The sequence below is a fragment of the Pseudomonas tumuqii genome (genome assembly GCF_013184545.1).
In the GTDB taxonomy this organism is placed as follows: domain Bacteria; phylum Pseudomonadota; class Gammaproteobacteria; order Pseudomonadales; family Pseudomonadaceae; genus Aquipseudomonas; species Aquipseudomonas tumuqii.
Map to the genome: position 1 here is coordinate 122,690 of NZ_JAAOJA010000005.1, position 22,884 is coordinate 145,573.

At 61.7% G+C, this 22,884-nt stretch carries 23 protein-coding genes; 12 read left to right on the forward strand and 11 right to left on the reverse strand.

The features are described 5' to 3' along the window. The first annotated feature begins 50 nt into the window (after positions 1-50). The 7 genes from G9C89_RS11460 (at position 51) to G9C89_RS11490 (ending at position 5,759) form a co-directional block, all read left to right on the forward strand. A complete protein-coding gene (locus G9C89_RS11460) occupies positions 51-1,610 on the forward strand; it encodes a methyl-accepting chemotaxis protein (RefSeq protein WP_172148019.1) in 1,560 nt (519 codons plus the stop codon). A 668-nt stretch (positions 1,611-2,278) separates the two neighbouring features. Then, on the forward strand, positions 2,279-2,692 hold the full coding sequence (locus tag G9C89_RS11465) for a hypothetical protein (protein WP_172148020.1): 414 nt from the start codon (positions 2,279-2,281) through the stop codon (positions 2,690-2,692). Further along, entirely contained in the window at positions 2,689-3,141 is a 453-nt protein-coding gene (locus G9C89_RS11470; protein WP_172148021.1) for a hypothetical protein, read from the forward strand. The genes G9C89_RS11465 and G9C89_RS11470 overlap by 4 nt, the downstream gene beginning before the upstream one ends. A gap of 138 nt (positions 3,142-3,279) precedes the next feature. Further along, positions 3,280-4,146 carry an HNH endonuclease gene (locus G9C89_RS11475; protein WP_172148022.1) on the forward strand — a complete coding sequence of 289 codons (867 nt, stop codon included), beginning with the start codon at positions 3,280-3,282 and terminating at the stop codon, positions 4,144-4,146. Between the two features lie 140 nt (positions 4,147-4,286). Next, entirely contained in the window at positions 4,287-4,727 is a 441-nt protein-coding gene (locus G9C89_RS11480) for a PH domain-containing protein (protein ID WP_172148023.1), read from the forward strand. Positions 4,728-4,831: 104 nt separating this feature from the next. Continuing rightward, complete coding sequence (locus G9C89_RS11485; RefSeq protein WP_172148024.1) at positions 4,832-5,257, forward strand: Sbal_3080 family lipoprotein; 426 nt, start codon at positions 4,832-4,834, stop codon at positions 5,255-5,257. Positions 5,258-5,393: 136 nt separating this feature from the next. After that, positions 5,394-5,759: a nuclear transport factor 2 family protein gene (locus tag G9C89_RS11490; protein ID WP_172148025.1), complete on the forward strand. Its 366-nt coding sequence runs from the start codon at positions 5,394-5,396 to the stop codon at positions 5,757-5,759. A 113-nt stretch (positions 5,760-5,872) separates the two neighbouring features. On the opposite strand, the gene G9C89_RS11495 is transcribed toward G9C89_RS11490, so the two are convergent. Continuing rightward, the gene (locus G9C89_RS11495) at positions 5,873-6,793 is read right to left on the reverse strand and encodes a LysR family transcriptional regulator (protein WP_172148026.1); all 921 of its coding nucleotides are present in this window, start codon (positions 6,791-6,793) and stop codon (positions 5,873-5,875) included. A gap of 120 nt (positions 6,794-6,913) precedes the next feature. On the opposite strand from G9C89_RS11495, the gene G9C89_RS11500 reads away from it, so the two are divergent. Continuing rightward, on the forward strand, positions 6,914-7,678 hold the full coding sequence (locus tag G9C89_RS11500; protein ID WP_172148027.1) for a 3-oxoacyl-ACP reductase family protein: 765 nt from the start codon (positions 6,914-6,916) through the stop codon (positions 7,676-7,678). 98 nt (positions 7,679-7,776) lie between these two features. On the opposite strand, the gene G9C89_RS11505 is transcribed toward G9C89_RS11500, so the two are convergent. Continuing rightward, positions 7,777-8,703, reverse strand: coding sequence for an AraC family transcriptional regulator (locus G9C89_RS11505; RefSeq protein ID WP_172148028.1), 927 nt, complete (start codon positions 8,701-8,703; stop codon positions 7,777-7,779). 300 nt (positions 8,704-9,003) lie between these two features. Here G9C89_RS11505 and G9C89_RS11510 point away from each other — a divergent pair, with 300 nt between their 5' ends. The 3 genes from G9C89_RS11510 to G9C89_RS11520 all read left to right on the forward strand — a co-directional run bounded on the left by G9C89_RS11510 (position 9,004) and on the right by G9C89_RS11520 (position 10,695). Further along, positions 9,004-9,741 (forward strand): SDR family oxidoreductase, encoded by a 738-nt coding sequence (locus G9C89_RS11510; RefSeq protein ID WP_172148029.1) that lies wholly within the window; start codon positions 9,004-9,006, stop codon positions 9,739-9,741. 25 nt (positions 9,742-9,766) lie between these two features. Then, positions 9,767-10,045, forward strand: coding sequence for an antibiotic biosynthesis monooxygenase (locus G9C89_RS11515; protein WP_172148030.1), 279 nt, complete (start codon positions 9,767-9,769; stop codon positions 10,043-10,045). A 206-nt stretch (positions 10,046-10,251) separates the two neighbouring features. Beyond that, positions 10,252-10,695, forward strand: coding sequence for a DUF2846 domain-containing protein (locus tag G9C89_RS11520; RefSeq protein WP_172148031.1), 444 nt, complete (start codon positions 10,252-10,254; stop codon positions 10,693-10,695). A gap of 200 nt (positions 10,696-10,895) precedes the next feature. On the opposite strand, the gene G9C89_RS11525 is transcribed toward G9C89_RS11520, so the two are convergent. From G9C89_RS11525 to G9C89_RS11550, 6 genes are all read right to left on the reverse strand, one after another. Beyond that, positions 10,896-12,926 carry a 2Fe-2S iron-sulfur cluster-binding protein gene (locus G9C89_RS11525; RefSeq protein ID WP_172148032.1) on the reverse strand — a complete coding sequence of 677 codons (2,031 nt, stop codon included), beginning with the start codon at positions 12,924-12,926 and terminating at the stop codon, positions 10,896-10,898. A gap of 63 nt (positions 12,927-12,989) precedes the next feature. Next, positions 12,990-13,616 carry a glutathione S-transferase family protein gene (locus G9C89_RS11530; RefSeq protein ID WP_172148033.1) on the reverse strand — a complete coding sequence of 209 codons (627 nt, stop codon included), beginning with the start codon at positions 13,614-13,616 and terminating at the stop codon, positions 12,990-12,992. 130 nt (positions 13,617-13,746) lie between these two features. After that, positions 13,747-14,649, reverse strand: coding sequence for a LysR family transcriptional regulator (locus G9C89_RS11535; RefSeq protein ID WP_172148034.1), 903 nt, complete (start codon positions 14,647-14,649; stop codon positions 13,747-13,749). Positions 14,650-14,727: 78 nt separating this feature from the next. Then, positions 14,728-16,578 carry a glutamine--fructose-6-phosphate transaminase (isomerizing) gene (gene glmS / locus G9C89_RS11540; RefSeq protein ID WP_172148035.1) on the reverse strand — a complete coding sequence of 617 codons (1,851 nt, stop codon included), beginning with the start codon at positions 16,576-16,578 and terminating at the stop codon, positions 14,728-14,730. Between the two features lie 9 nt (positions 16,579-16,587). Beyond that, positions 16,588-17,361 (reverse strand): DeoR/GlpR family DNA-binding transcription regulator, encoded by a 774-nt coding sequence (locus G9C89_RS11545; protein WP_172148036.1) that lies wholly within the window; start codon positions 17,359-17,361, stop codon positions 16,588-16,590. 271 nt (positions 17,362-17,632) lie between these two features. Beyond that, the gene (locus tag G9C89_RS11550; RefSeq protein WP_172148343.1) at positions 17,633-18,352 is read right to left on the reverse strand and encodes a pirin family protein; all 720 of its coding nucleotides are present in this window, start codon (positions 18,350-18,352) and stop codon (positions 17,633-17,635) included. 159 nt (positions 18,353-18,511) lie between these two features. Between G9C89_RS11550 and G9C89_RS11555 the strand changes: the two genes are divergently transcribed. Then, complete coding sequence (locus tag G9C89_RS11555; protein ID WP_172148037.1) at positions 18,512-19,402, forward strand: LysR family transcriptional regulator; 891 nt, start codon at positions 18,512-18,514, stop codon at positions 19,400-19,402. 102 nt (positions 19,403-19,504) lie between these two features. On the opposite strand, the gene G9C89_RS11560 is transcribed toward G9C89_RS11555, so the two are convergent. The 3 genes from G9C89_RS11560 to G9C89_RS11570 form a co-directional block, all read right to left on the reverse strand. After that, entirely contained in the window at positions 19,505-20,413 is a 909-nt protein-coding gene (locus tag G9C89_RS11560; protein WP_172148038.1) for a LysR family transcriptional regulator, read from the reverse strand. Positions 20,414-20,570: 157 nt separating this feature from the next. Further along, the gene (gene ycaC / locus G9C89_RS11565) at positions 20,571-21,197 is read right to left on the reverse strand and encodes an isochorismate family cysteine hydrolase YcaC (RefSeq protein WP_172148039.1); all 627 of its coding nucleotides are present in this window, start codon (positions 21,195-21,197) and stop codon (positions 20,571-20,573) included. Between the two features lie 90 nt (positions 21,198-21,287). Next, a complete protein-coding gene (locus G9C89_RS11570; protein WP_172148040.1) occupies positions 21,288-22,883 on the reverse strand; it encodes an MFS transporter in 1,596 nt (531 codons plus the stop codon). Position 22,884 lies beyond the last annotated feature (1 nt).

Consider the following 22,884-nt stretch of genomic DNA (forward strand, 5'->3'; position numbering starts at 1 on the left):
GCAACGCTGGCCCGTGCGTCTGCCGCCACCTTTATTACGGATCGGAAGCCATGTCCCAGCGCGCGCCAGACCCAGGCCAGGCTCAAGCCCAGCAACAACTGCTGTTGCTGACCGACAGCCAGGCCAACATCCTCTACGCCAGCCCGGCGCTGTGCCGTCTGGCCGGCTTCGGCGAAAGCGCCCTGCTCGGCCGCCCCGCCAGCTGCCTGCGTCACCCGGAGATGCCGCCGGGGCCGATCAAGGATCTCTGGGCGACCCTCGGCCGCGGCCAGTCCTGGATGGGCATGCTGCAGAACCGCCGGGCCGACGGCCAGCCGTTCTGGGTCGACGCCTTTATCAGCCCGGTGCTGGAAGACGGCAAGGTGCGCGAATACCAGGCCATCTATCGCCTGCCCCAGGCCGAGGCGATCCAGCGCGCCAGCGCCATCTACCGCACCCGCAGCCAGGGCAGGCAGCCGGCGGCATTGCGCTGGCAATGGCTGACCCGCCAGCGCGCCCAGTCCCTGCTGGCGCTGCTGGCCTTCAGCCCGCTCGGCCTGCTCGCCCTGAGCCACAGCCCGCAGCTGGGCGGCGCCGTGCTGGCCGCGAGCGCCAGCCTCTGCTGGCTGCTGTTGAGCCTGCACGGCAAGCCCTTCGCCGCGCTGGTGGCGGACAGTCGGCGCATCGTCGAGCACCCGATCAAGCAGCTGATCTACACCGGGCGGATCGACGAAGTCGGCCAGTTGCAGCTGAGCAACCGTCTGCAGGAGGCGCGTCTGGCCTCCATGGTGGCGCGCATCGGCGACAGCAGCAGCCGGGTCAGCGCCCATGCCGACCATACCCGGCAACTGCTCGGCACCAGCAATCAGGCGGCCGAGCAGCAGCAACAGGCCCTGGATGGCATCAGCGCCGCAGTCGAACAGCTCAGCGCGACCATCCAGGAAGTGGCGGGCAACACCCGCAATGCCGCCGAACAGACCCAGCAGGCGCAGGCCTTGAGCGACGATGGCCAGCGCCAGGTGGGCAATGCGCACCAGAGCATCGCCGCCCTCGCCGCCACCCTCGACCAATCGGCTGCGGCCGTCACCGCCCTGAGCCAGCACAGCCAGAGCATCGGCGGGATACTCGCGGTGATCCGCAGCATCGCCGAGCAGACCAACCTGCTGGCCCTGAATGCCGCCATCGAGGCGGCGCGGGCCGGCGACAACGGCCGCGGCTTCGCCGTGGTGGCCGACGAGGTACGCTCCCTGGCCCAGCGCACCCAGGCCTCCACCGACGAAATCCAGGGCATGATCGAAGCCCTGCGCCAGGGCACGGCGCAGGTGGTCAAGGCCATGCAGCAGGGCCTGCAACAGTCGCGGGCCAGCGTCGAACAGGTCGACGCCACCGCCCAGGCCCTGGCGCACATCACCCTGCGCATCGGCGAGATCGCCGGCATCAGCAGCCAGATCGCCGCCGCCGGCCACCAGCAGAGCCAGGCCGCCGAGGAGATCAACCAGAAAATCCACGCCCTGCAAGGCCTGGCCAGCCACAGCCTGCAACTGCAACGCGACACCCTCGACCTCGCCGACCAGGTCAGCAGCCAGGCCAGCCGACAGCGCGCGCTGATCGAGCATATGCACGGGCACTGATGCCAAGGCGGTGGACAGATTCCGGCGGTAGGCGCCAGCCTGCTGCCGGTCAGCGCTTGGGAACATAGCCAGCACCGTCGCGAGAGCGTCTCCAGGCGTTCGCGGCGAGGCGTGCAGCGTTCAGCTCGGCCGCGGCTCCAGCCAAACCTGGCCCTTCCCCAGCGCAGTTATCCACAACCGCAGGGTGGTTGCGCCTGCGCGACCCATCCGCTGGCATAGCGGCTGCGCATAGGGGGGAGGCGAAAGGCGACTTGCCGTTTAGCCGCCGAGTGCTTAAGGTCGAGCTACCTTTGCTGGCCCGGTGCCAGCCTCCGCGTCAGCCGTTACCAAAAGGATATTTGGTATGTGTTGCCCATCACCCGATTGGCCCAGGCTTGCCATAGCAGCGCCGCGCCATGCCGCCCCGCTTGGTCGTTGCGCACTGCGCTCGACGCACGGCAGCGGCAAGCTGCCCAGACAGCACTTATCCGCGCCGAATCGGTTGCGGGAAAACACGCGACCACGCGATTACCCACTGCTGACTGCCGTTACAGGTAATGGCTTGAACTGTGAGGCGCTTACGATAAGCGTCGGTGGCGTGCAGGCGGGCTTATCTGGGATGCTGGGCTATTCAATAACGAAGTTTTTTAATTATTACTAAAGCTGTGATTTTTAGAATGGAACTTTGAATGAGTAATCGAATAGAAGGCCAGAACATAACGGAAACCATATCTGTGCATGGGTTTTTATCTGGTGCCACGATAGGTACATGGCAGGCAGATTACCCTTTGACCGCTCTCGACTTTGAGCACATAAAAAACGGTAAACCTATTACGTTTAACTGGGCAAACAGCATTCTTTTAGCAACCTTTGGTTTTGGATTAAACCTATTTGGGAAAGGAGCATCCCAATTGGCTGGCGTACAGCAGCAGATATATTTCGGCGAGTGGTTAGCGCTAGGTGCAGGTATTTTGGTCTGTATTGTATTGTATCTGATAGGAGTTGCTCTACCAAATGACAGAAAGCTCATAATGAAAAATATTCAGGAGCATTTTACAAACTCTCCTAAACAACGTCGGGTAGTAAAAGGAGAGCAGCAATGACTTTTACGCGAAATAATCTACCTAAGTCATACCGGCCATATGAAAGCCTAGTTGTTTGCAGTAACACTATTAATGGTGGTGGTCACATAGCTGCAATCGGAGAAACGTTACCTTTAATAATAGGGAAAGGGGAAAAGCCACAAATTTGGCTTCAAGCATTAAATAATTCCGAGACCAAGGAATTTCTGTCTGTAGTAGAGAATTCTGTATCAAAACACCCTGCTGTCGAAGTTAAAGAAATTTCGGGCTCTGTAGTTGTGACTATTCAGGGGAAGCTTGTGCTAAGCGTTAAAGCCATATCTGATGATAGCGCAATAGTAGATGAACTGGACATGAGGCCTATTGGCCTGAATTTATTCGGTAACTCTTCCTCCATGACTGTTGGCGGTTCTACGTTCTCTCGTAACTCAATGTCGGGCGGTGGTGTTTTAATTGGACTCGGTGGCTAGTAAAGTAATAGAGGGGCACGGTTTTCGCTTCTGTTTGATCACTCAAGCGAAACCATGGTCTGCCCTCGATTGCCCTGTTATCTAATCAAACGTTATGCATTTCACACACGGATGATTGTAAAGTAAATGACGAAAGTTATGAGAAAAGCCATACCTCCTAAAGTGAAGGAGATTTTAAGAAGCGAGGTTGGCTTTGGCTGCCCTGTTAAGGGATGCGGAAATCCATATCTTGAGTATCACCATTTTGACCCACCAGTAAGTGTTCGCCCTCATAATGAACCACGTGGAATGATTGCTCTATGCGCACAGCATCACAAGAAAGCAGATGGTGGTGCGTACACAATCGAACAACTCCATGCATTAAAGTCAGATAGAACGAATGCAAAATTTGTAAAAGGAAACTTGGAGTGGCTAAGACGCGACCTTTTGGCCGTAGTCGGTGGTATTTTTTACTATGAAACGCCCAGAATAATAGTAATCGATGGTCATGAACTCGTTTCATTAAAACGAGACGATGAGGGCTATTTGCGTTTGAGTATTAACATGTTGAGTATTAATGCCGAAGAGCGATTAGTAGTAGAAGATAACTCATGGGAAAATATTGGCAGTCCAATTGATCTTCGTTGCCCTCCACAAGGTAAAGAACTGGAAGTGAAGTACGCAAACGGAGATTTTCTTTATTTAAAATTCTTGGAACTGAACAGCTCCGATGAGGCGTCTAGAAGATACAAGAATGACGTGCTTAAGGATAACGACTCAGTGAAATTTCCAATTACTGCGGTCGAAGTAAATATGAATATCGGCGGTACTAATATTCAGTTATCGCCGGAGTCTACAACTTTCGGCGGTGGACAAATTAATGGAGGGCTCATGTCGCATTGTGGTTGTGGCATACGGCTTGACGGCACGGGTGTTATATGGGCACAAAACCCTAAGTGGAAGCTGGCACAAAGAATAGAGCTAATTGATGGAACTAATGTTATTAAAGTAAAGTTCGGAAAATGAGAACGTCGCATTATTTATCAACAATGCATAACCAACCCATGCACCGGATGCCAAACCTCTGCTTCGCGCAGGTTTGTCACCGGTGATGACGGGCGTTAGATTTTACCAAAAATAGATTTATCAACCAAGGAGATACACACATGGGAAGTTACATAGAAAGCGCTCTTACAAAAGGCGAGAAAGTTATTTATCAAGGGAAAATTAGTATTTGGTCGCTACTACCACTAATGGTTGTAGGCTTGATCCTTATTGGCTTTTTCGGTATCGGGCTTCTATTCTGGATCGCAGCGGCAATTAGGTATTTCACAACGGAACTTGCAATTACCAACAAGCGTGTAATCGCCAAATTTGGTCTTATTAGTCGCTCTACAATCGAAATTAATATTCAAAAAATTGAAAGCATTCAAGTCAACCAAGGAATTATTGGTCGTATTTTCAATTTTGGATCTATCGTTGTGTCCGGAGCGGGCAATCCTCAAGCACCAGTACCTGGAATTTCTAGCCCACTAAACTTCCGCCGCGCATTCCTCGACGCCCAAGAAGAAAATGGCCAATCGCAATCCATAGCACAACCCGCATAAGCCTAACAAACGATTCACATCGTTCGCTTCGCTCATTGGGACGTCCGCCAGCGGACGCCCCTTAACCTAAAAGTTATGCAGGGCACTATATTAGAGAGGGCACCATGAATAAATTTGCATTTATCTCAGCGGTTATGATTACGGCAAGTGGATGCACGTCAATTGATGTTAGGCCAGTAGATCCTGCGTTAAAAATCAGCCATGTGTGCATTCAAGAAAATCCAAAAGTTCTGGTTACTGACTTTGTCCAGGTTGTTGAAGACGGCTTCGAACGAAATGGCATTTCAACAGAAATTATTTCGAACAACGCCACTAGCAAATGCGAATACGTTTTGACCTATACGGCCTTGCGCTCTTGGGATTTTACGCCTTACCTTTCTCACGCTGAAATAAGAATTAAAAATGCTGGCCGGCAAATCGCTTATGGTGAATATCATCTGAATGGCAAAGGTGGTTTAGACATGACGAAATGGAAGGGCACAAAAGCAAAAATGGACCCCGTAATAGATAAAATGTTGCAATCGCGATAAGCATAAAATGTCGCTGAAATCACTCACTTCGTTCGCTGGGGCGGGCTAAAGCCGCCCCTCAGCTTAATCGTTGGGCCTCATTCAGCACGTCGTGACGAACGAACCGTTTTCCGCAACCGCAAAGAGGAGAGTACGCATGGAACTGTCCGAACTGATCACGCTTTACACGGGTGCGTGGAGCGAACCTGACCGCGCGCTCAGACAGCAATTGCTCAACCGCGTATGGGCAGAGGACGGCACTTATACCGACCCCACCGCACACACCGCAGGCAGAAAAGAACTCGTCGATCACATCGGCGGGTTCTTTGAGCAGTTCCCGGGAGCCCACTTTGAACTTACCAGTGGGATCGATATGCATCACGGGAAGCTTCGCTTCACCTGGCGCATGGTGCTTGCGGATGGGAAGGTGTTTATGGAGGGAGTTGACTTCGGTGAGTTGTCGCCCGACGGCAAGTTGCATCGCATCGTCGGGTTCTTTGGGCCGCTTGCGCCCAAGCCATAGACCGCAGGCAGGCTCTCGAATAATAGGGGACAGACCACGGTTCTTCGCTTCTGCTTAATCATTCAAGCGAAATCGTGGTCTGTCCCCTATTATCTATCGCCGCCGCATCTGGCTCAGCAGGAAAACCGCTCAGCCAGATTCTGCGCTTTGAAATGCTCGACCAGGCAATCCACAAAGACGCGGGTTTTCGCCGGCAGCAAGGTATGCGCGGAGAAGTACACCGCTATATGCCCCGCGTCCACATACCAATCGGGCAGCACCCGCAACAGGCTGCCCTGGTCCAGATAGGGAAGGGCGTGCGGCAAGCTGACCAAGGCGATGCCCAACCCCATTTCCGCCGCGCGGCAGGCGGCATCCGGATCGGTCATGGTTATGCGTACCGGCAGTTCGATAGCCGCTTCTGCGTTGCTGCGATTGCGTAGCGTCCAGGGGCGGACCCGCCCCGTCTGTGGCGAGCGAACCAGGATGCCGGCATGTTGCGCCAGGTCGCTCGGTACCGCCGCAGGCGGATGAGCATCCAGATAACGGGCAGAGGCCACCAGGACCCGGCGGGCCGGTGCCAACTTGCGCGCCACCACCCCGGGCGACAGTTCCATCGCGCCGCTGATGGCGGCATCGAAGCCTTGAGCGATCAGGTCGACCGGGCTGTTATCGAAGTGCCAATCGGGCGTTATCGCCGGATAGCGCTGCAGAAAGGCACCCAGCATCGGCACGACGTAATCGCGACCAAAGATAACGCCCATGCTGACCTTGAGCGTACCGGCGGGCTGCCCGGCGGCGCTAGCCAGGTTGGCTACGGCGCGCTGAATGCTGCTCAGGCCGCCGCGGACTTCGAGCAGGAAACGCTCGCCGGCTTCGGTCAGGGTCAGGCTGCGGGTACTGCGCTGAAACAGACGCACACCGAGACTGGCCTCCAGCTTGGCCACGCTCTTGCCCACTGCGGCGGGCGTTATCCCCAGGCGGCGTGCGGCCTCGGCAAAACTGCCGGCCTCGGCGCTGCGCACGAAACAGTCGAGGCCCGCGAGCGTTTCCATAGCGTCTCCGTAAACCAAAAGGATCGAGTGAACAGAGTGATTGATGGATTATCGATATGCAATCGACGGTAGATACTCGTTTCATCCGGGCAAGTCGCCCGTTCAATCGGAGCAACGAGCATGTCGAGCATCACCACTCCCAGCAGTAACAACCTCACTGGCAAAGTCGCCCTGATCCAGGGCGGCTCGCGGGGCATCGGCGCCGCCATCGCCGAGCGCCTGGCCCACGAAGGTGCGGCTGTGGCCATCACCTATGTAAGCTCGGCGGACAAAGCCGCCGAGCTGGTACGAGGCATCGAAGCGGCCGGCGGCCGTGCCCTCGCCATCAAGGCCGACAGCGCCGACGCCGACGCCGTACGTGGCGCCGTCAGCCAGACGCTGAGCCACTTCGGGCGTATCGACATCCTGGTGAACAATGCCGGAGTGCTGGCGATTGCACCGATCGAAGATTTCAGTCTGGAAGATTTCGACCGCACCCTGGCCGTCAACGTACGCAGCGTGTTCGTTGCCAGTCAGGAAGCCGCGCGGCACATGACCGAAGGTGGCCGCATCATCACCATCGGCAGCACCAATGCCGACCGCATGCCCTTCGCCGGTGGCAGTGTTTACGCCATGAGCAAATCGGCCATTGTCGGACTGACCCGTGGCATGGCGCGCGATCTAGGCCCTCGCGGCATCACGGTGAACAATGTGCAGCCGGGGCCGGTGGACACCGACATGAATCCGGAGAACGGTGACTTCGCGGCAACCATGAAGGGCCTGATGGCGATCGAGCGCTACGGCCGCGCCGAAGAAATCGCCGCATTCGTTGCCTACCTCGCCGGTCCCGAGGCGGGTTACGTCACCGGCGCCAGCCTCTCGATCGACGGTGGCTTCGCCGCTTAAGCCATCGCTATCAAAAAGCCCCGCAGGAGTAATAAGGAACAGACCACGGTTTTTCGCTTCTGCTTGATCACTCAAGCGAATCCGTGTCCCCGATTGTCCTATGCAGAGTTTCTAAAACGGGCCAGATCGCGCAGTGGCGGCGCACCGAACAGGCGGCTGTATTCGCGGCTGAACTGCGACGGGCTTTCATAGCCGACCCGGTAACTTGCCGAGGCGGCTTCCAGGCCTTCGCAGAGCATCAGGCGCCGCGCTTCCTGCAGGCGCAATTGCTTCTGATATTGCAGTGGGCTGAGGGCGGTGACTGCCTTGAAGCGGTGGTGCAGGGTCGAGGTGCTGAGGTTGACCTCGCGGGCCAGGTCCTCGATACGCATGGGTTGGTCGAAATGCTGGTTCAGCCATTCGATGGCGCGGGTGATGCGCTGGCCCTGGCTGTCGGCGATGGCGATCTCGTACAGGCGGTGGCCCTGGGGGCTGTGCAGCAGGCGGTAGAAAATCTCGCGCAGGGCCAGCGGCGCGAGCATGGCGATATCGCGCGGCGTCTCCAGCAGGCGCAGCAGGCGCAACACGGTGTCGAGCAGCTGGGTGTCCAGGCGATCCAGGTACAGCGCCCGGCGTGGGCCGGGATTGGGCACGCCGATGGGCCCCAGGTCGGCGATCAGGCTGGTGATCAGCGCCGGATCGATGTCCAGGCGCAGGCTCAGGTAGGGATGCTCGGGGGTCGCGTCGATCACCTGACCGGTAACCGGCAGTGTGACCGAGGCCACCAGGTAGTTCAGCGGGTCGTAGGTGTACTGCTCACCCGCGAGGCGCACATCCTTGCGGCCCTGGGCAATGATGCACAGGCATGGCCGGTACAGCGTCGGTATGGGCAGGCTGGGTTGGGTCGCGCAGGCCAGGTCGAGACCGGGAATTGCGCTGCCATGCAGGCCATCGCCCGGACAATGGCGCTGGATCAAGGCGGCCAGTTCGGCCTGGCGAGAGGCCAGGCTGTCGTCGAGGGCTGGTTGGCTGACGAGGGGGGTCATGTGGGCAGGGCTCCTGTGTCTGCCTGCAGACTAGTCCGGTTTTTCAGGCAAGTCTGCGCTGCGCATGATGCATTGCAGGATCAGGCAATCATTCACCACAAATAGGCAAATCACCCGATTTTACTGGCCTTTATCTCTAGGCATGCAAGGCAGGCGGGATTTTCGTGGGTTGGGCATTTGCATGGGTGATTACAGTTTTAGGCAATAATCCGCCAGGAATCGTCTAACCCTGCACAGGCTGTCTGGCGGAATCTGTTGGTGTCGCGGCACGCCTTGCCGCTTACCAGCGGAGATTTCGCCATGTTGAATATTCAAGACAAAGTCATTCTGATCACCGGTGCCAGCAGCGGTATCGGCGAGGCCTGTGCGCGCTTGCTGGCCGAGCAGGGCGCGCGGCTGCTGCTCGGCGCACGGCGTACCGAACGCCTGGAGCAACTGGTTGGCGAGATCCGCGCGGCCGGTGGCAGCGCCGAGTACCGCCGCCTGGATGTGACCAGTCAGGCCGACACCCAGGCGTTTGTCGATGCGGCTCTGGCGCAGTACGGCCGGGTCGATGTGCTGATCAATAACGCCGGGGTCATGCCGTTGTCGCGCCTCGATGCACTTAAGGTGGAAGAGTGGAACCGCATGATCGACGTCAATATCCGTGGCGTCCTGCACGGCATCGCCGCCGCATTACCGGTGATGCAGCGTCAGCGCAGCGGCCAGTTCGTCAATATCGCCTCCATCGGTGCTTACAGTGTGGTGCCGACCGGTGCGGTGTATTGCGCAACCAAGTACGCCGTGCGCGCCATTTCCGAAGGCTTGCGCCAGGAAGTGGGCGGTGATATTCGCGTCACCCTGGTATCGCCGGGGGTGGTCGAGTCGGAGTTGGCGGACAGCATTTCCGATGCGCCGAGCCGTGAGGCGATGAAGGCGTTTCGCAAGGTCGCCATCACCCCGGATGCGATTGCCCGCGCCATCGCCTATGCCGTCGAGCAGCCCGCGGATGTCGATGTCAGCGAGCTGATCGTGCGGCCGACCGCCAGCCCCTACTGAGCCTGTAAATCTGGAGAGCACGCCGATGCCTAGTCATACCTCTGTGCTGCAGGCCATGGATGGCCGCACCGAGCAGTTGGGGCTGTGCCTGCATGACCTGCGTGAGCCCGTGCGGGGCATGCCAGGTTGTCTGGGCGTCGAGGTGCGGCGGCTGCCGCACGATGCAGCGCTGTGGGTGTTGGAAAGTCGCTGGCAATCGGCGGCGCAGATGCAGGCATTCTTCGCCGCCCCGCCGTTGCAGCAGGTGCTTGACCGGGCCATGCGGCAAGGCCTGCTGCGTAGCCTGCACTGCGAGGCGGCTTGAGCAGTAAGGAGTAATAGGGGACCACGGTTTTTCGCTTCTGCTTGATCATTCAAACGTAACCGTGGTCTGCCCCCCTATTACCCCGCAACCAGACATCAGCAAACACCAGTGCCCAAGGTGATATCAATCTGCCATAATCGCGCCGCGAAGGCCCTGTAGGCGCCGCGTTAGAGCCTTATCCAACCTCTCCTGAAAAGGATTTCCCCATGCAAAACCGCTTCAAGCTGTTTATCACCATGCTCGGCTTCGCCGTTCTTACTGGTTGTGCATCCGTACCTATGGACAGCCCTTCAGCCGACACCGCACTGAAGGCCTACCCCGCCCCACCCGCTGATAAGGCCGGGCTGTATATCTACCGCGACAGCTTCGCCGGCCAAGCGCTGAAGAAGACCGTCAAGGTCGATGGGGAAGTGATTGGCGAGACAGCCAACCGCACCTACTTCTACCGTCTGGTGAACCCGGGCAAGCGCGTCATCGCCACCGAATCCGAATTCAGCGACAACGCCATCGACCTGCTGGCCGTCGCTGGGCAAAACCACTATGTACGTCAGTCCATCAAAATGGGCGTATTCGTGGGTGGCGCCAAACTTGAAGTGATCCCGGAAGCAACCGCCCAAGCACACCTGCAGAAGTGCGAACTGGCGAAGTAATCGAAACTGTCCAGAAGGTAATAGGGGACCACGGTTTTTGCTTCTGCTTGGTCATTCAAGTGAAACCGTGGTCTGCCCCCTATTATCCGGCTGAATTTGCAGCGCCCCCCAAAGCCTGTCCATTTCCCTTCCGACCCAACAACCGACAGACCCCGTCGCAAACATCCCCCCAAAAATCACGATCTCTGCAGGACAAGGTGTTACAGGTCGAGCACCAGTGGCTGCGAACCCTGCGCCGGCACCGCACAACAGATCAGCACCTCGCCTGCGTCGGGAACCTCCGCAGGCGGCTGTGGATAATTCACCTCGCCGCTGATCAGGCGCGTCCTGCAGGTCCCGCACGAACCGCCGCGGCAACTGAATTCCGGGCGCAGGCCACGGCTTTCCGCCAACTCCAGCAAACTGCCGCCGTCCGGCTGCCAGCACGCCTCTGTGGCCGAGCGCTGGAACACGACGGGCACCGAAACGCTGGCGGCCGCTGGTTGCGCGACGACCAGCGCGTCCGGGTCCGGCTTGCGCCGCAGCGTCGACGGGCCAAAGGTTTCGGCATGAATCCTCGAGTCGCGGATGTGCAGATCCCGCAGGCTGTCGTACAGCCCCTGGGTGAAACTTCCCGGGCCACAGAGGACAAAATCCACTTGCTCGTGGTCCTCCACCTCGAGAATGGTCTTGAGCAGGTCGGCATCGATGCGCCCGGTCAGGTCGAAGTCTTCGCCCTCCCGCGCTTCGGATTCCGGCTGGCTGAGCAAACGCAGCACGCGCACCGCGTCACCGAGGCCGTCGAGCAAGCGCTCCAGCTCGGGACGAAACGGCTGATCGGCCAAGGTCCGCGAACTCTGCAACAACCAGGTAGGCCGGATGCGCCGCGTGCGCAGGCCTTGATAGACCACCTCGCGCAGCATCGACAGCAGCGGCGTGATGCCGACGCCGGCGGCCAGTAGCACCAGCGGCCGACGCTCAGTGGCGGCCACGCTGAAATGTCCCTGCGGCGCCCGCGCTTCCAGCACATCGCCGACCCGAATCTGTTCATGCAGGTGGCTGGACACCAAGCCATCACGCTTGACGCTGATGCGGAAAAAGTCATCTGACGGCGCGCTCGACAGGCTGTAGGTGCGGATGTGCACGGCGCCTGCAAGGTTGAAGCGCAAAGGCAGATGTTGCCCGGCCTGAAACAGCGGCAACCCGGCGCCATCGGCAGGCTGCAGATAGATCGAGCGGATGTGGCGGCTTTCCTGTTCGATGCGCGTCACTCGCAGCGGCCGCCAGCGATCCCCCAGGGCCTGGGCTTGCAGGCGGGCGTTCGCCTGCGCCCAGCTGCCGGTCAGCAAACTGCTGGGCGACAGGCCGTCAAAGCGCCAGCGCAAGGCCAGCGCGGCGGGCCGACGCACCACGCGCTCCACCTCGACCGTCCACAGCCGCTCGGCCCCCTGAAAGGCGTCGACCTGCGGGCCGTCGAGGATGACCTGGGTGCGACCGCTGAGGTGCAGCAGGTCGCCCGATTCGAAATCGATGAACAGCAAACCGGCTCGAGGGTTGATCAGCAGGTTGCCCAGGGTATTGAAGAACAGGTTGCCGGCGAAGTCCGGGATGGTCAGGCGATTGCCCTCTACCTGGACGAAACCGGCCTGGCCACCGCGATGAGAAACGTCCACCGAGCGCTGGCCATCGACGTCCACATAACTGGCGACGAAGAAGGTATCGGCGCCGGCGATCATGGCTTTGGCCGCGTCATCCAGCCCATCGAGGCGCTGCGCGCTACGGGTCGCCGGATCCGCCAAGGGCACCGGGCGAAACTGGCGCAATTGAATGTATTGCGGGCAATTGCCGAAGGATTGCTCCACCTTCACCTCGAAGCCGCTCGCCGTTACCGCACCGACTCGACCATTGAGCCGGTTGCGCCGGCGGCTGTGCAGCTCGATACCGAGCAGGCCGATCGCCGCCCCGTCGTGCAGTTGTGCCGGGTCGTCGCTGCCAGGCAGGCTGCCGACCTGCAACAGCGCAGACGCGGGCGCCTGCGCAAAGCCCGGCGGCCCTTCGAGAATGCTGGCCCAGGGGTTGCCGTCGGCATCCACCGCGCCGTACAGCATGAATGGCAGTTGCTGATAGAAGGTGCGGTGCTGATCCGGCATCTCGCCGCGAATCACCCGGCGACCCAAGGCGTCCATGCGCTCGGCGACACCCACGTGAGCCTGCAACTGTTGCTCGCCTGCGTGCCAAGGTGAAGGTTGCATAACGGCTTCTCCCCTGCGCTCCTCGCGCAATCAGAACGGCCCGGCGGAGTCGGGCCGTGAGCATCAGGCAGTTTTTTGCAACCCGGCGACGGTGCGCGGCATGCCGACAAACCCTGGCAAGGCTTCAATCCGCGCCAGCCAGGCGCGGATGTTGGCGTAGTCGTCCAGCGACACATTGCCTTCCGGTGCATGGGCGATGTAGCTGTACGCGGCGATGTCGGCGATAGTCGGCTCGCTACCGGCCAGATAGGCCGTGGCGCCCAGTTCCTGATCGATCACGTTGAGCCAGCTGTGGGAATAAGCGATCACCTCCTGCGCGTTGTAAGGCGCCCCAAACACGGTGATCAGCCTTGCCCTGGCGGGACCGAAGGCAATCGGCCCGGCGGCGACCGACAACCAGCGCTGCACCTTGGCCGCCCCGAGCGGATCGGTTGGCAACCAGTGACCGTCGCCGTATTTCTGCGCCAGGTAGACCAGGATCGCATTGGAATCGGCCAGCACCACGCCTTGATCATCAATCACCGGGACCTGGCCAAAGGAGTTGAGCGCAAGAAAATCCGCCTGCTTGTGCGCGCCCTTGGCCAAATCGACAAAGATCAGCTCGGTCGGCAGTTGCAACAGAGACAGCATCAGCTCGACACGGTGAGCATGGCCGGAACGGGGGAAGTTGTAGAGTTTGATCGCGTGCATGGTCGACTCCGCTGGGCGATGGCGCCGTTCAGGAACGATCAGCGCCGATGGGAGCTATCTTCCGCCCACCAGCAAAACAGCAGAATAACCAGCAAACGCAATCCATTATTTCAGCCAGCGCAATAACCCTTCAGCCGCGCAGGGCCGGGTGTTCGCGCAGCACCTTGACCGCGAAGTCGACAAAACTACGCACCCGCACCGGGGCCTTGCGCCCGCCCTGGTAGACCACATGAATGGGCCATGCCGGCAGTTCGAAGTCAGCCAGAACGATTTCCAGCTCACCGGCGGCGACCTTGCTCGCCACTTGATACGACAGCACTCGGGTCAGCCCCAGTCCCATGGCGGCGGCAGTGATAGCCGCCTGATTGGCGGTGACCACAAGACGCGGTTCCGCACGCACGCTGATCGGCTCGCCCGCATCGAGGAACGGCCAGCTTCGGAGCTGGCCAATGGACGAGGTGGCGACGATCGGGGCGGCGCTCAACTCTGCAGGATGGCGAGGCCGACCGTGCTCGGTCAGGAATCCAGGGGACGCGCAGATCACCCGGCGCACTTCGCCCACGCGAATCGCATGCTGATTGCTGTCAGGCAACTCACCGATGCGCACCGCCACATCGACGCCCTCCTCGACCATGCTCACCACCCGGTCGACCAGTAGCGCGTTGATGCTGACATCGGGGAATTGCGTCAGGTAACCGACCATGACCGGGGTGACGAACAACTCGCCGAACAACACCGGCGCGGTGATCGTCAGTTGCCCACGGGGCTGGGCGTGGCTCCCGGCTGCCGAATCCTCGGCTTCCTGCACCTCGGCCAGAATCCTGCGACAGTCTTCCAGATAACGCTGACCCGCCTCGCTCAAGTGCACGCTGCGGGTGGTACGCGTCAGCAACTGAGTGCCAATGCGCCGCTCAAGCGCCGCCACCGCGCGGGTGACACTGGCTGCCGACAACCCCAGACGCCGCGCCGCCGCCGAGAAGCCTTGCTCCTGGGCGACGGCGGCGAAGACCTGCATTTCCTGGAATCGATCCATGGGCTATGTCCTGCATGCGGATAAAAAAATCGCAGCCCTCGGCTGCGATTTTTGTTGTTTCGATCAGCTGTGGATAACTTATTCCACCGTCACCGACTTCGCCAGGTTGCGCGGCTGGTCGACGTCGGTGCCTTTCAACACGGCGACGTAGTAGGACAGCAGCTGCAGCGGGATGGTGTAGAGGATCGGCGCCAGGGCATCGTGGATGTGCGGCATTTGCACAACATGGGTGCCTTCACCATTGGTCATGCCGGCCTGCTGGTCGGCGAACACGATCAGCTCGCCGCCACGGGCGCGCACTTCCTGCAGGTTGGATTTGAGCTTCTCCAGCAGCTCGTTGTTCGGCGCCACCGTGACCACCGGCATGTCGCTGTCGACCAGGGCCAGCGGGCCGTGCTTGAGCTCGCCGGCCGGGTAGGCTTCGGCATGGATGTAGGAGATTTCCTTGAGCTTGAGCGCACCTTCCATGGCCACCGGGTACTGCGCGCCACGGCCGAGGAACAGCGCGTGGTGCTTCTCGGCGAACAGTTCGGCGATCTTCTCCACCACCGTATCCATGGCCAGGGCTTCGCCGAGGCGGGTCGGCAGGCGGCGCAGTTCGTCGACCAGCTCGGCCTCCAAGTGTTTATCCAAGGTGCCGCGTACTTGGCCGAGGGACAGGGTGAGCAGCATCAGGGCGACCAGCTGGGTGGTGAAGGCCTTGGTCGAGGCCACACCGATTTCCGGGCCGGCCTGGGTCAGCAGGCACAGGTCGGACTCGCGCACCAGCGAGCTGATGCCGACGTTGCAGATCGCCAGGCTGGCCAGGTAACCGCCCTGCTCGGGGCTCAGCGCCTTGGCATTGCGCAGCGCGGCCAGGGTGTCGGCGGTTTCGCCGGACTGGGAAATGCTGATGAACAGGGTAGCCGGCTGCACCACCACCTTGCGGTAGCGGAATTCGCTGGCCACCTCGATCTGGCAGGGAATCCCGGCCAGCTCTTCCAGCCAGTAACGAGCGACCATGCCGGCGTGATAGCTGGTGCCACAGGCGACGATCTGCACGTTCCTGACCTTGGCGAACAACTCGGCGGCTTGCGGGCCGAACGCCTGGACCAGCACCTGGTTGCTGCCCAGGCGACCTTCCAGGGTGCGCTGGACCACCTTGGGCTGCTCAAAGATTTCCTTGAGCATGAAGTGGCGGAACGCGCCCTTGTCCGCGGCCTCGGCGCCTTCGTGGTACTGCACGCTTTCGCGCGCGACCGGCTTGCCGTCGACATCCCAGATCTGCACGCCATCGCGGCGGATCTCGGCGATATCGCCTTCTTCCAGGTACATGAAACGGTCGGTGACCTGGCGCAGCGCCAGTTGATCCGAGGCGAGGAAGTTCTCGCCCAGACCCAGGCCGATCACCAGCGGGCTGCCGCTGCGGGCGGCGAGCAGGCGATCCGGCTGCTGCGCGCTGATCACCGCCAGGCCGTAGGCGCCGTGCAGTTCCTTGACCGCGGCCTTGAGCGCGGCGGTCAGGTCGCCCAGGCTCTGCAGCTTGTGCTCGAGCAGGTGGACGATGACTTCGGTGTCGGTATCCGAGCTGAACACATAGCCCAGGTCTTTCAGTTGTGCGCGCAGTTGCTCGTGGTTTTCGATGATGCCGTTGTGCACCACCGCCAGCTCTTGGCCCGAGAAATGCGGGTGGGCGTTGCGCTCGCTCGGTGCACCGTGGGTGGCCCAGCGGGTGTGGGCGATACCCAGGCGCCCGGCCAGCGGCTCGTCGTTCAGCGCGGCCTGCAGTTCGCTGACCTTGCCCACCCGACGGCGGCGTTCGAGCTGGCCCTGTTCATTCAGCAGCGCCACACCGGCGCTGTCGTAGCCGCGGTATTCCAGGCGTTTCAGGCCTTCCACCAGCACGGCGGTGATGTTGCGTTCGGCGACGGCGCCCACGATGCCACACATAGTCTTCTCCTATTTATGCTCTAAGGCGGCGCAGATCAGGTTGACTCCGCGCGCCGTCAGTTGTTCACGCACCTCATCGCTGAGGCGCTCGTCGGTGATCAGGGTATGGACGCTGCTCCAGGGCAGTTCCAGGTTGGGAATCTTGCGGCCGATCTTGTCGCTCTCGACCATCACCACCACTTCGCGGGCCACCTCGGCCATCACCCGCGACAGGCCGAGCAGCTCGTTGAAGGTGGTGGTGCCGCGGGCCAGGTCGATGCCGTCGGCACCGATAAACAGCTGGTCGAAGTCGTAGGAGCGCAGCACCTGTTCGGCGACCTGACCCTGGAACGACTCCGAATGCGGATCCCAGGTGCCGCCGGTCATCAGCAGCACCGGCTCGTGTTCCAGTTCGCTGAGGGCGCGGGCCACGTTCAGCGAGTTGGTCATCACCACCAGGCCGGGTTTGTGGCCGAGCTGCGGAATCATCGCCGCCGTGGTGGTGCCGCTGTCGATGATGATCCGCGCATGCTCGCGGATCCGCGCCACGCCGGCGCGGGCGATGGCCTGCTTGTACTTGGAAATCGGCTGGCCGACATCGCCGATCAGCTCCTGCGGCAGCGGCACCGCACCGCCATAGCGGCGCAGCAGCAGGCCGTTTTTCTCCAGGGCGGCGAGGTCCTTGCGGATGGTCACTTCCGAGGTTTCGAAACGCTTGGCCAACTCATCCACACTCACCTCGCCCTGCTCGGCGAGCAAGGCGAGGATGGTGTGCCGACGTTGCGGAGTGTTGCGTTTCGACATGCTAAGTTTCGATTCGAAAGATAATTACGCGAATCAAAACCTAATGAAGCATGTTCGTCAAGCCGGAAAACGACCAAAGGCGATGCTAGCCATGCGACCACGCGATGGCTTACGCCCTGGACCAGCAGGCTGCGGCCGGTCTCGCTGGCCGCCGGGGTTCCACGGATCGGCCATGGCGATCGCGCTGCGGATCATCTTTCTGGAGCCACCGCACAGGCAGACGCGCCAACGCTCAGATGGGCTCTGAGCGTTGGCGCGGCGAGGTTAGCGCTTACAGGGTTGGTCGTTCGCCCGGACGCAGATCGAAAACCAGCACCTCAGCCTTTTCGCCATGGCTGAACTCGAGCTTATCGGCCTGGCGAACCTTCAGGCCGTCGCCCTCCTGCAGCCGCTGTCCGTTCACGCTCAGCGACCCTGCGGCCACATGGACATAGGCGTGTCGGCCAACGGGCAGGGGCAGCGCCGCTCGCTCGGCGCCATCGAACAGGCCGGCGTAGACCCGCGCATCCTGATTGATGGTCAGCGAGCCGTCGGCGCCATCCGGCGACAGCACCAGGCGCAGCTGGCCGCGCTTTTCCTCGGCGGAAAAATGCTGCTGCTGATAGCGCGGCGCGATGCCTTTTTTCGCCGGCACTACCCAGATCTGCAGGAAGTGCACGGGCGCTGCGGCGCTGGCGTTGTATTCGCTGTGGGCGACACCGGTTCCGGCGCTCATCAACTGCACGTCACCGGGGCGGATCACCGAGCCGGTGCCGAGGCTGTCCTTGTGCGCCAGCGCGCCGTCGAGCACGTAGGAAAAGATTTCCATGTCGCGGTGTGGGTGTTTGCCGAAACCACCGCCCGCCGCCACCCGGTCGTCGTTGATCACCAGCAGGTCGGAAAACCCCACCTGCTCCGGATCGTAGTAGGAGGCGAAGGAAAAGCTGTGGCGGGATTTCAACCAACCATGGTCGGCGAAGCCGCGCTCGGAGGCCTTGCGAATTTCGGTCACGGGGCCGGTCAGGGTGGCGCGGGCATGGGTGATGGACGTCATGGGGATTCTCCTGGTTGGCTTGGGGGGCTGTGTTCAGCACCGTGAAAACAGATTACTGTCCACTAAGGAATCGAGTAATGACTTGAAATGTGTTTAATCGTCCACCAGGGAGAGACAATGAACCAGCTCGAGGATATGCGCCTGTTCGTCAGCGTGCTGGACTGCAAGAGCTTTACCGCGGCGGCGGACGCCCTGGGCCTGTCGAAGCAGTTCGTCAGTCGTCGGCTGACGGCGCTGGAAGCGCGCCTGGGGGTGCGCCTGATCAATCGCTCGACGCGCAAGCTGAACGCGACGACGCTGGGCCTGAGCTATTACGAGCGGGCGCGCCGAATACTCGACGACGTGGCCGAAGCCGAGCAGTCGATCTCCCGGCAAAGCGCCGCGCCGCGCGGGGTTCTGCGCCTGTCGGCGCCCATGTCGTTCGGCACCCTGCACCTGAGCCCCCTGCTGCCCGGGTTCCTCCTGCGGTATCCGGAGGTGAGTATCGAGCTGGACCTGAGCGATCGCACGGTCGATCTGCTCGGCGAGGGCTACGACATGGCCGTGCGTATCGGCATGCTGGAGGATTCGACATTGGTGGCGCGGCAGATTGCGCCGCTCGAGACGGTGACCTGCTGCAGCCCGGCGTACCTGAGTCGGCGCGGTGCGCCCCAGACGCCGGCCGAGGTGCGCCAGCATGATTGCCTGCTCTATGGGCACACCAAGGCCGTCGACTGGAGCTACTGGATCGAGGGTCGGCTCGAGCGCATTGCGGTGCGCGGGCGCCTGCGGGTGAACAATGGCGAGCTGGTCCGCGATGCCGCTGTCGCCGGGCTCGGCCTCGCCATGCTGCCGACCTTTATCGTCGGCGCCGCGCTTGAGGCGGGCAGCCTGGTACCCGTGCTGCAGGCGTACCAGCTGCCCTCGGCAAAGGTATTCGCGGTGTACCCGCAGCATCGGCAAGGCTCGGTGCTGGTTCGCCTGCTGATCGACTATCTCAAGGATTCGCTGGCGGCGAGTGCGGATTGAAGCGCCGGGTCGACGGCAACGGCCGTCGGCCAGGGCCGGGGCTGTAACCGCGCGATAATCGACCGACAGGCACGGTTACGGCCGGCATACGGGCGCCACCCATCAATCCTCGCTGGCCATGAACTGGATGATTTTCGAGCGCAGCCAACGTTCCGCGCAGTCGTTGTCCTGGGCGCTGCTCCAGGCCATCGACAACTTCGCCTGGGCGATCTCGAAGGGCGGCGGTTCGGCGCGCAGGCCACCCGCCGCGACGAGTTCGGCCGCCGCATAGTCCGGCACCGTGGCGAGCACCTCCGAATCGGCCAGCAGCGCGCGCAAGCCGTTGAATTGCGGTACGGCCAGGACCACATTGCGCGTGCGCCCGATACGGGCGAAGTCGCGGTCGATATTGCCGTTCAGGTCGCCGGAAAAGGACACCAGCGCGTGCGGCCGGCAGCAGTATTCATCGAGAGTGAGCGGGCCCGGCCGGTCGTCCGCACGCAGCACCAGGGTCTTGATCGAGCGCAAGGTCCGGCACTTGGCGTTCGCCGGCAGGTCCATGACGTAGCTGACCCCCACGGAGATTTCCCCCGACTCCAGTTGCGCGGGCAGCAGCAGGAAGTTGCTGCGGCGGATGACGATCACCAGGTTCGGCGCTTCCTGGCGCAGGTTTTTCAGCAGCGGTGGCAACAGCCCGCATTCGACATCGTCCGACAAGCCGATCCGGAAGGTCTGCTTGCTGGTCGCCGGGTCGAATGCCTGGGCATAACTGAGCGCATTCGACATCGCGTCCAACGCCGGGCGCAGCTGCTCGAAGATTTCCAGTGCACGCGTGGTCGGCTCCATCGCGCGGCCGCTGCGGATCAACAAGGGGTCATTGAAGAAGTCTCTGAGGCGGGCCAGCGCATGGCTGATCGCCGGCTGGCCGAGAAACAGCTTCTCCGAGGCACGGGTCAGATTACGCTCGTGCATCAGAGCCTCGAAGATGATCAACAGGTGCAGATCCACCTTGCGCATGTCATTGCGATTCATGCCTGAGCTCCTGGATCAGCCATTGCCTGGTCTTTGCGAGGGACAACGCGCGCCGAACCCGCAGCTGCCGCACGCGCCGCGCCGGCGGATATCGAGGTTGTCGGGCACGGTCGCGCCAGCATCGAGAGGCGCCCACCCGCAGGTGGGCGCCAGGGCCTTACTTGGTCAGCGCCGCGTAGCTGTTCATCAGGTTGCGGTAGTTGGGAATGCGCTCGGACAGCAGGTTGCCCAGGCCTTCGATGTCGTTGCGCCAGTCGCGGTGCAGCTCACAGGCCACGGCGAACCAGTTCATCATCTGCGCGCCGGCGGCGCTCATGCGTGCCCAGGCCGCCTGCTGCACGGTTTCGTTGAAGGTGCCGGAGGCGTCGGTGACGACGAACACGTCGAAGCCTTCGGCCAGGGCGGACAGGGTCGGAAAGGCCACGCAGACGTCGGTGACCACGCCGGCAATGATCAACTGCTTGCGGCCGGTGGCCTTGATCGCCTTGACGAAGTCCTCGTTATCCCAGGCATTGATCTGCCCGGGGCGCGCGATATAGGGCGCGTCCGGGAACATCGCCTTGAGCTCGGGCACCAGCGGGCCATTGGGTCCCTGCTCGAAGCTGGTGGTGAGGATGGTCGGCAATTCGAAGAACTTGGCCAGATCGGCCAGGGCCAGCACGTTGTTCTTGAACTCGTTCGGCGAAAAGTCCTGGACCAGGGAGATCAGGCCCGTCTGGTGATCGACCAACAGGACTACCGCGTCATTCTTATCCAGGCGCTTGTAGGGAGTTAGGGTGCTCATGGTTGACTCCTTTGGATGATGGATGTGTGCTGCCGCTGGTGGTTCACACCAGCGTGTTGCTCCGCTCGTCTTGTCGAGCGAAAGCCTGTATCAGCCAGCCTGTCCGGATAACAGGTGGCGGATCTGAATCGCTATGCCTGCGGATTGAAATCGCCTGGCCCGCGCCTCTATGCGTTGCTCGGCGCGGGTGACCCGGTTGTGGTGGCGCAAGTGCTCGAGCCAGGACTCGTCGAAGAAGAATTCCGACCAGCGCCGCGGGTTTTCCGTGTCCTGCACCAGCCCCCAGGAGAACGAGCCATTGCGCTGGCGCATGCGCCGCACCTCGGCCATGGCCGCCTGGAATTCCAACCAGTGTTCGGGAGCAATGTCATATTCGAGGGTGACCATCACCGGCCCGCGGTCCTGGTCCTGCTCCTGGCCATCGACCCGCACCGGCACCGGCCAGTGCAGCGACGGCGCCAGGTCTTCGGCGTCCGTCACCGGCAACTTGAAGCGCGCCATCGTCGGGATGCCCAGCAGCAGGGCGACGGCGGCGGCGCACAGCGCCAGCGGGATCGAGCTGTGGCTGGCGACCAAACCCCAGAGCGTGCCGCCGGCGGCCATGCTGCCGAAGAACACCAGGATGTACACCGACAGTGCCCGGGCGCGCACCCAGGCCGGCACCGAGGTCTGCGCCGCCACTTGCAGGCTCGACAGCACCGCGATCCAGGCCGCGCCGCTGAGTAGCATCACCGGAATCAGCACGCGCAAATCGCGGACGAAGGCCAGGGCGAGGATCACCAGCGCATACACCAGGCTGGCCAGTGCCACCAGCCAATCCAGGCGGATCAATGGCCGCAGGCGCGGCAGCAGCATGGCCCCGGCCACCGCGCCGACGCCAACGCTGCCGAGCAACAGGCCGAAGTCGGCGGCGCTGCCCTGCAGCTCGCGTCGGACGATCAGCGGCAGCAGCGCCATGCCGCCACTGGCGCCGAGGAAGAACGCCAGCGCCCGCACCATCACCGCCTGCAGCGGCCTGGAACTGCGGCTGTAGCGCCAGCCGGCGCGTATCGCCCCGGCCAGGCGTTCCGCCGGCAAGACCGCCGGGGCCACCTCGCGCCGCCAGAAGAACAGCACCGCGATCACCGCGAAGAACGATAGCGCATTGAGGGCGAAGGTCGCCCAGGGTCCGCTCAGGCTGACCAGCACGCCGGCGATTGCCGGACCGATCGCCCGCGCGACGTTGACCCCGACGCTGGACAAGGCGATGGCGGCGGGCAGGTCGGCCTTGTCCACCAGTTCGGGGGTCAGGGCCGACCAGGCGGGCATCATCAATGCCGTACCGATGCCCATGCCCAGGGTCAGCAGCAACAGCAGGTTGACCGTGATCTGCCCGCCCAGGGTCAGCAGGGCCAGGGTCATGGCGACCGCGGCCATCCACAGCTGCACCAGCAGCAGGTAGCGACGCCGATCGACGATATCGGCCAGGGCGCCCGCCGGTAAGGCGAGAAAGAACATCGGTGCGGAGCCGACGACCTGGACCAGCGCCACATGCATCGGGCTGGCGGACAGCGAGGTCATCAGCCAGCCGGCACCCACCTCATGCATCCAGGTGCCGATGTTCGAGGCGATGCTGGCCAGCCACAACCAGCGGAAGGTCGTATAGCCCAGCGGGCTCCAGGCGGATGACGCAGGCACCGTGCTCATG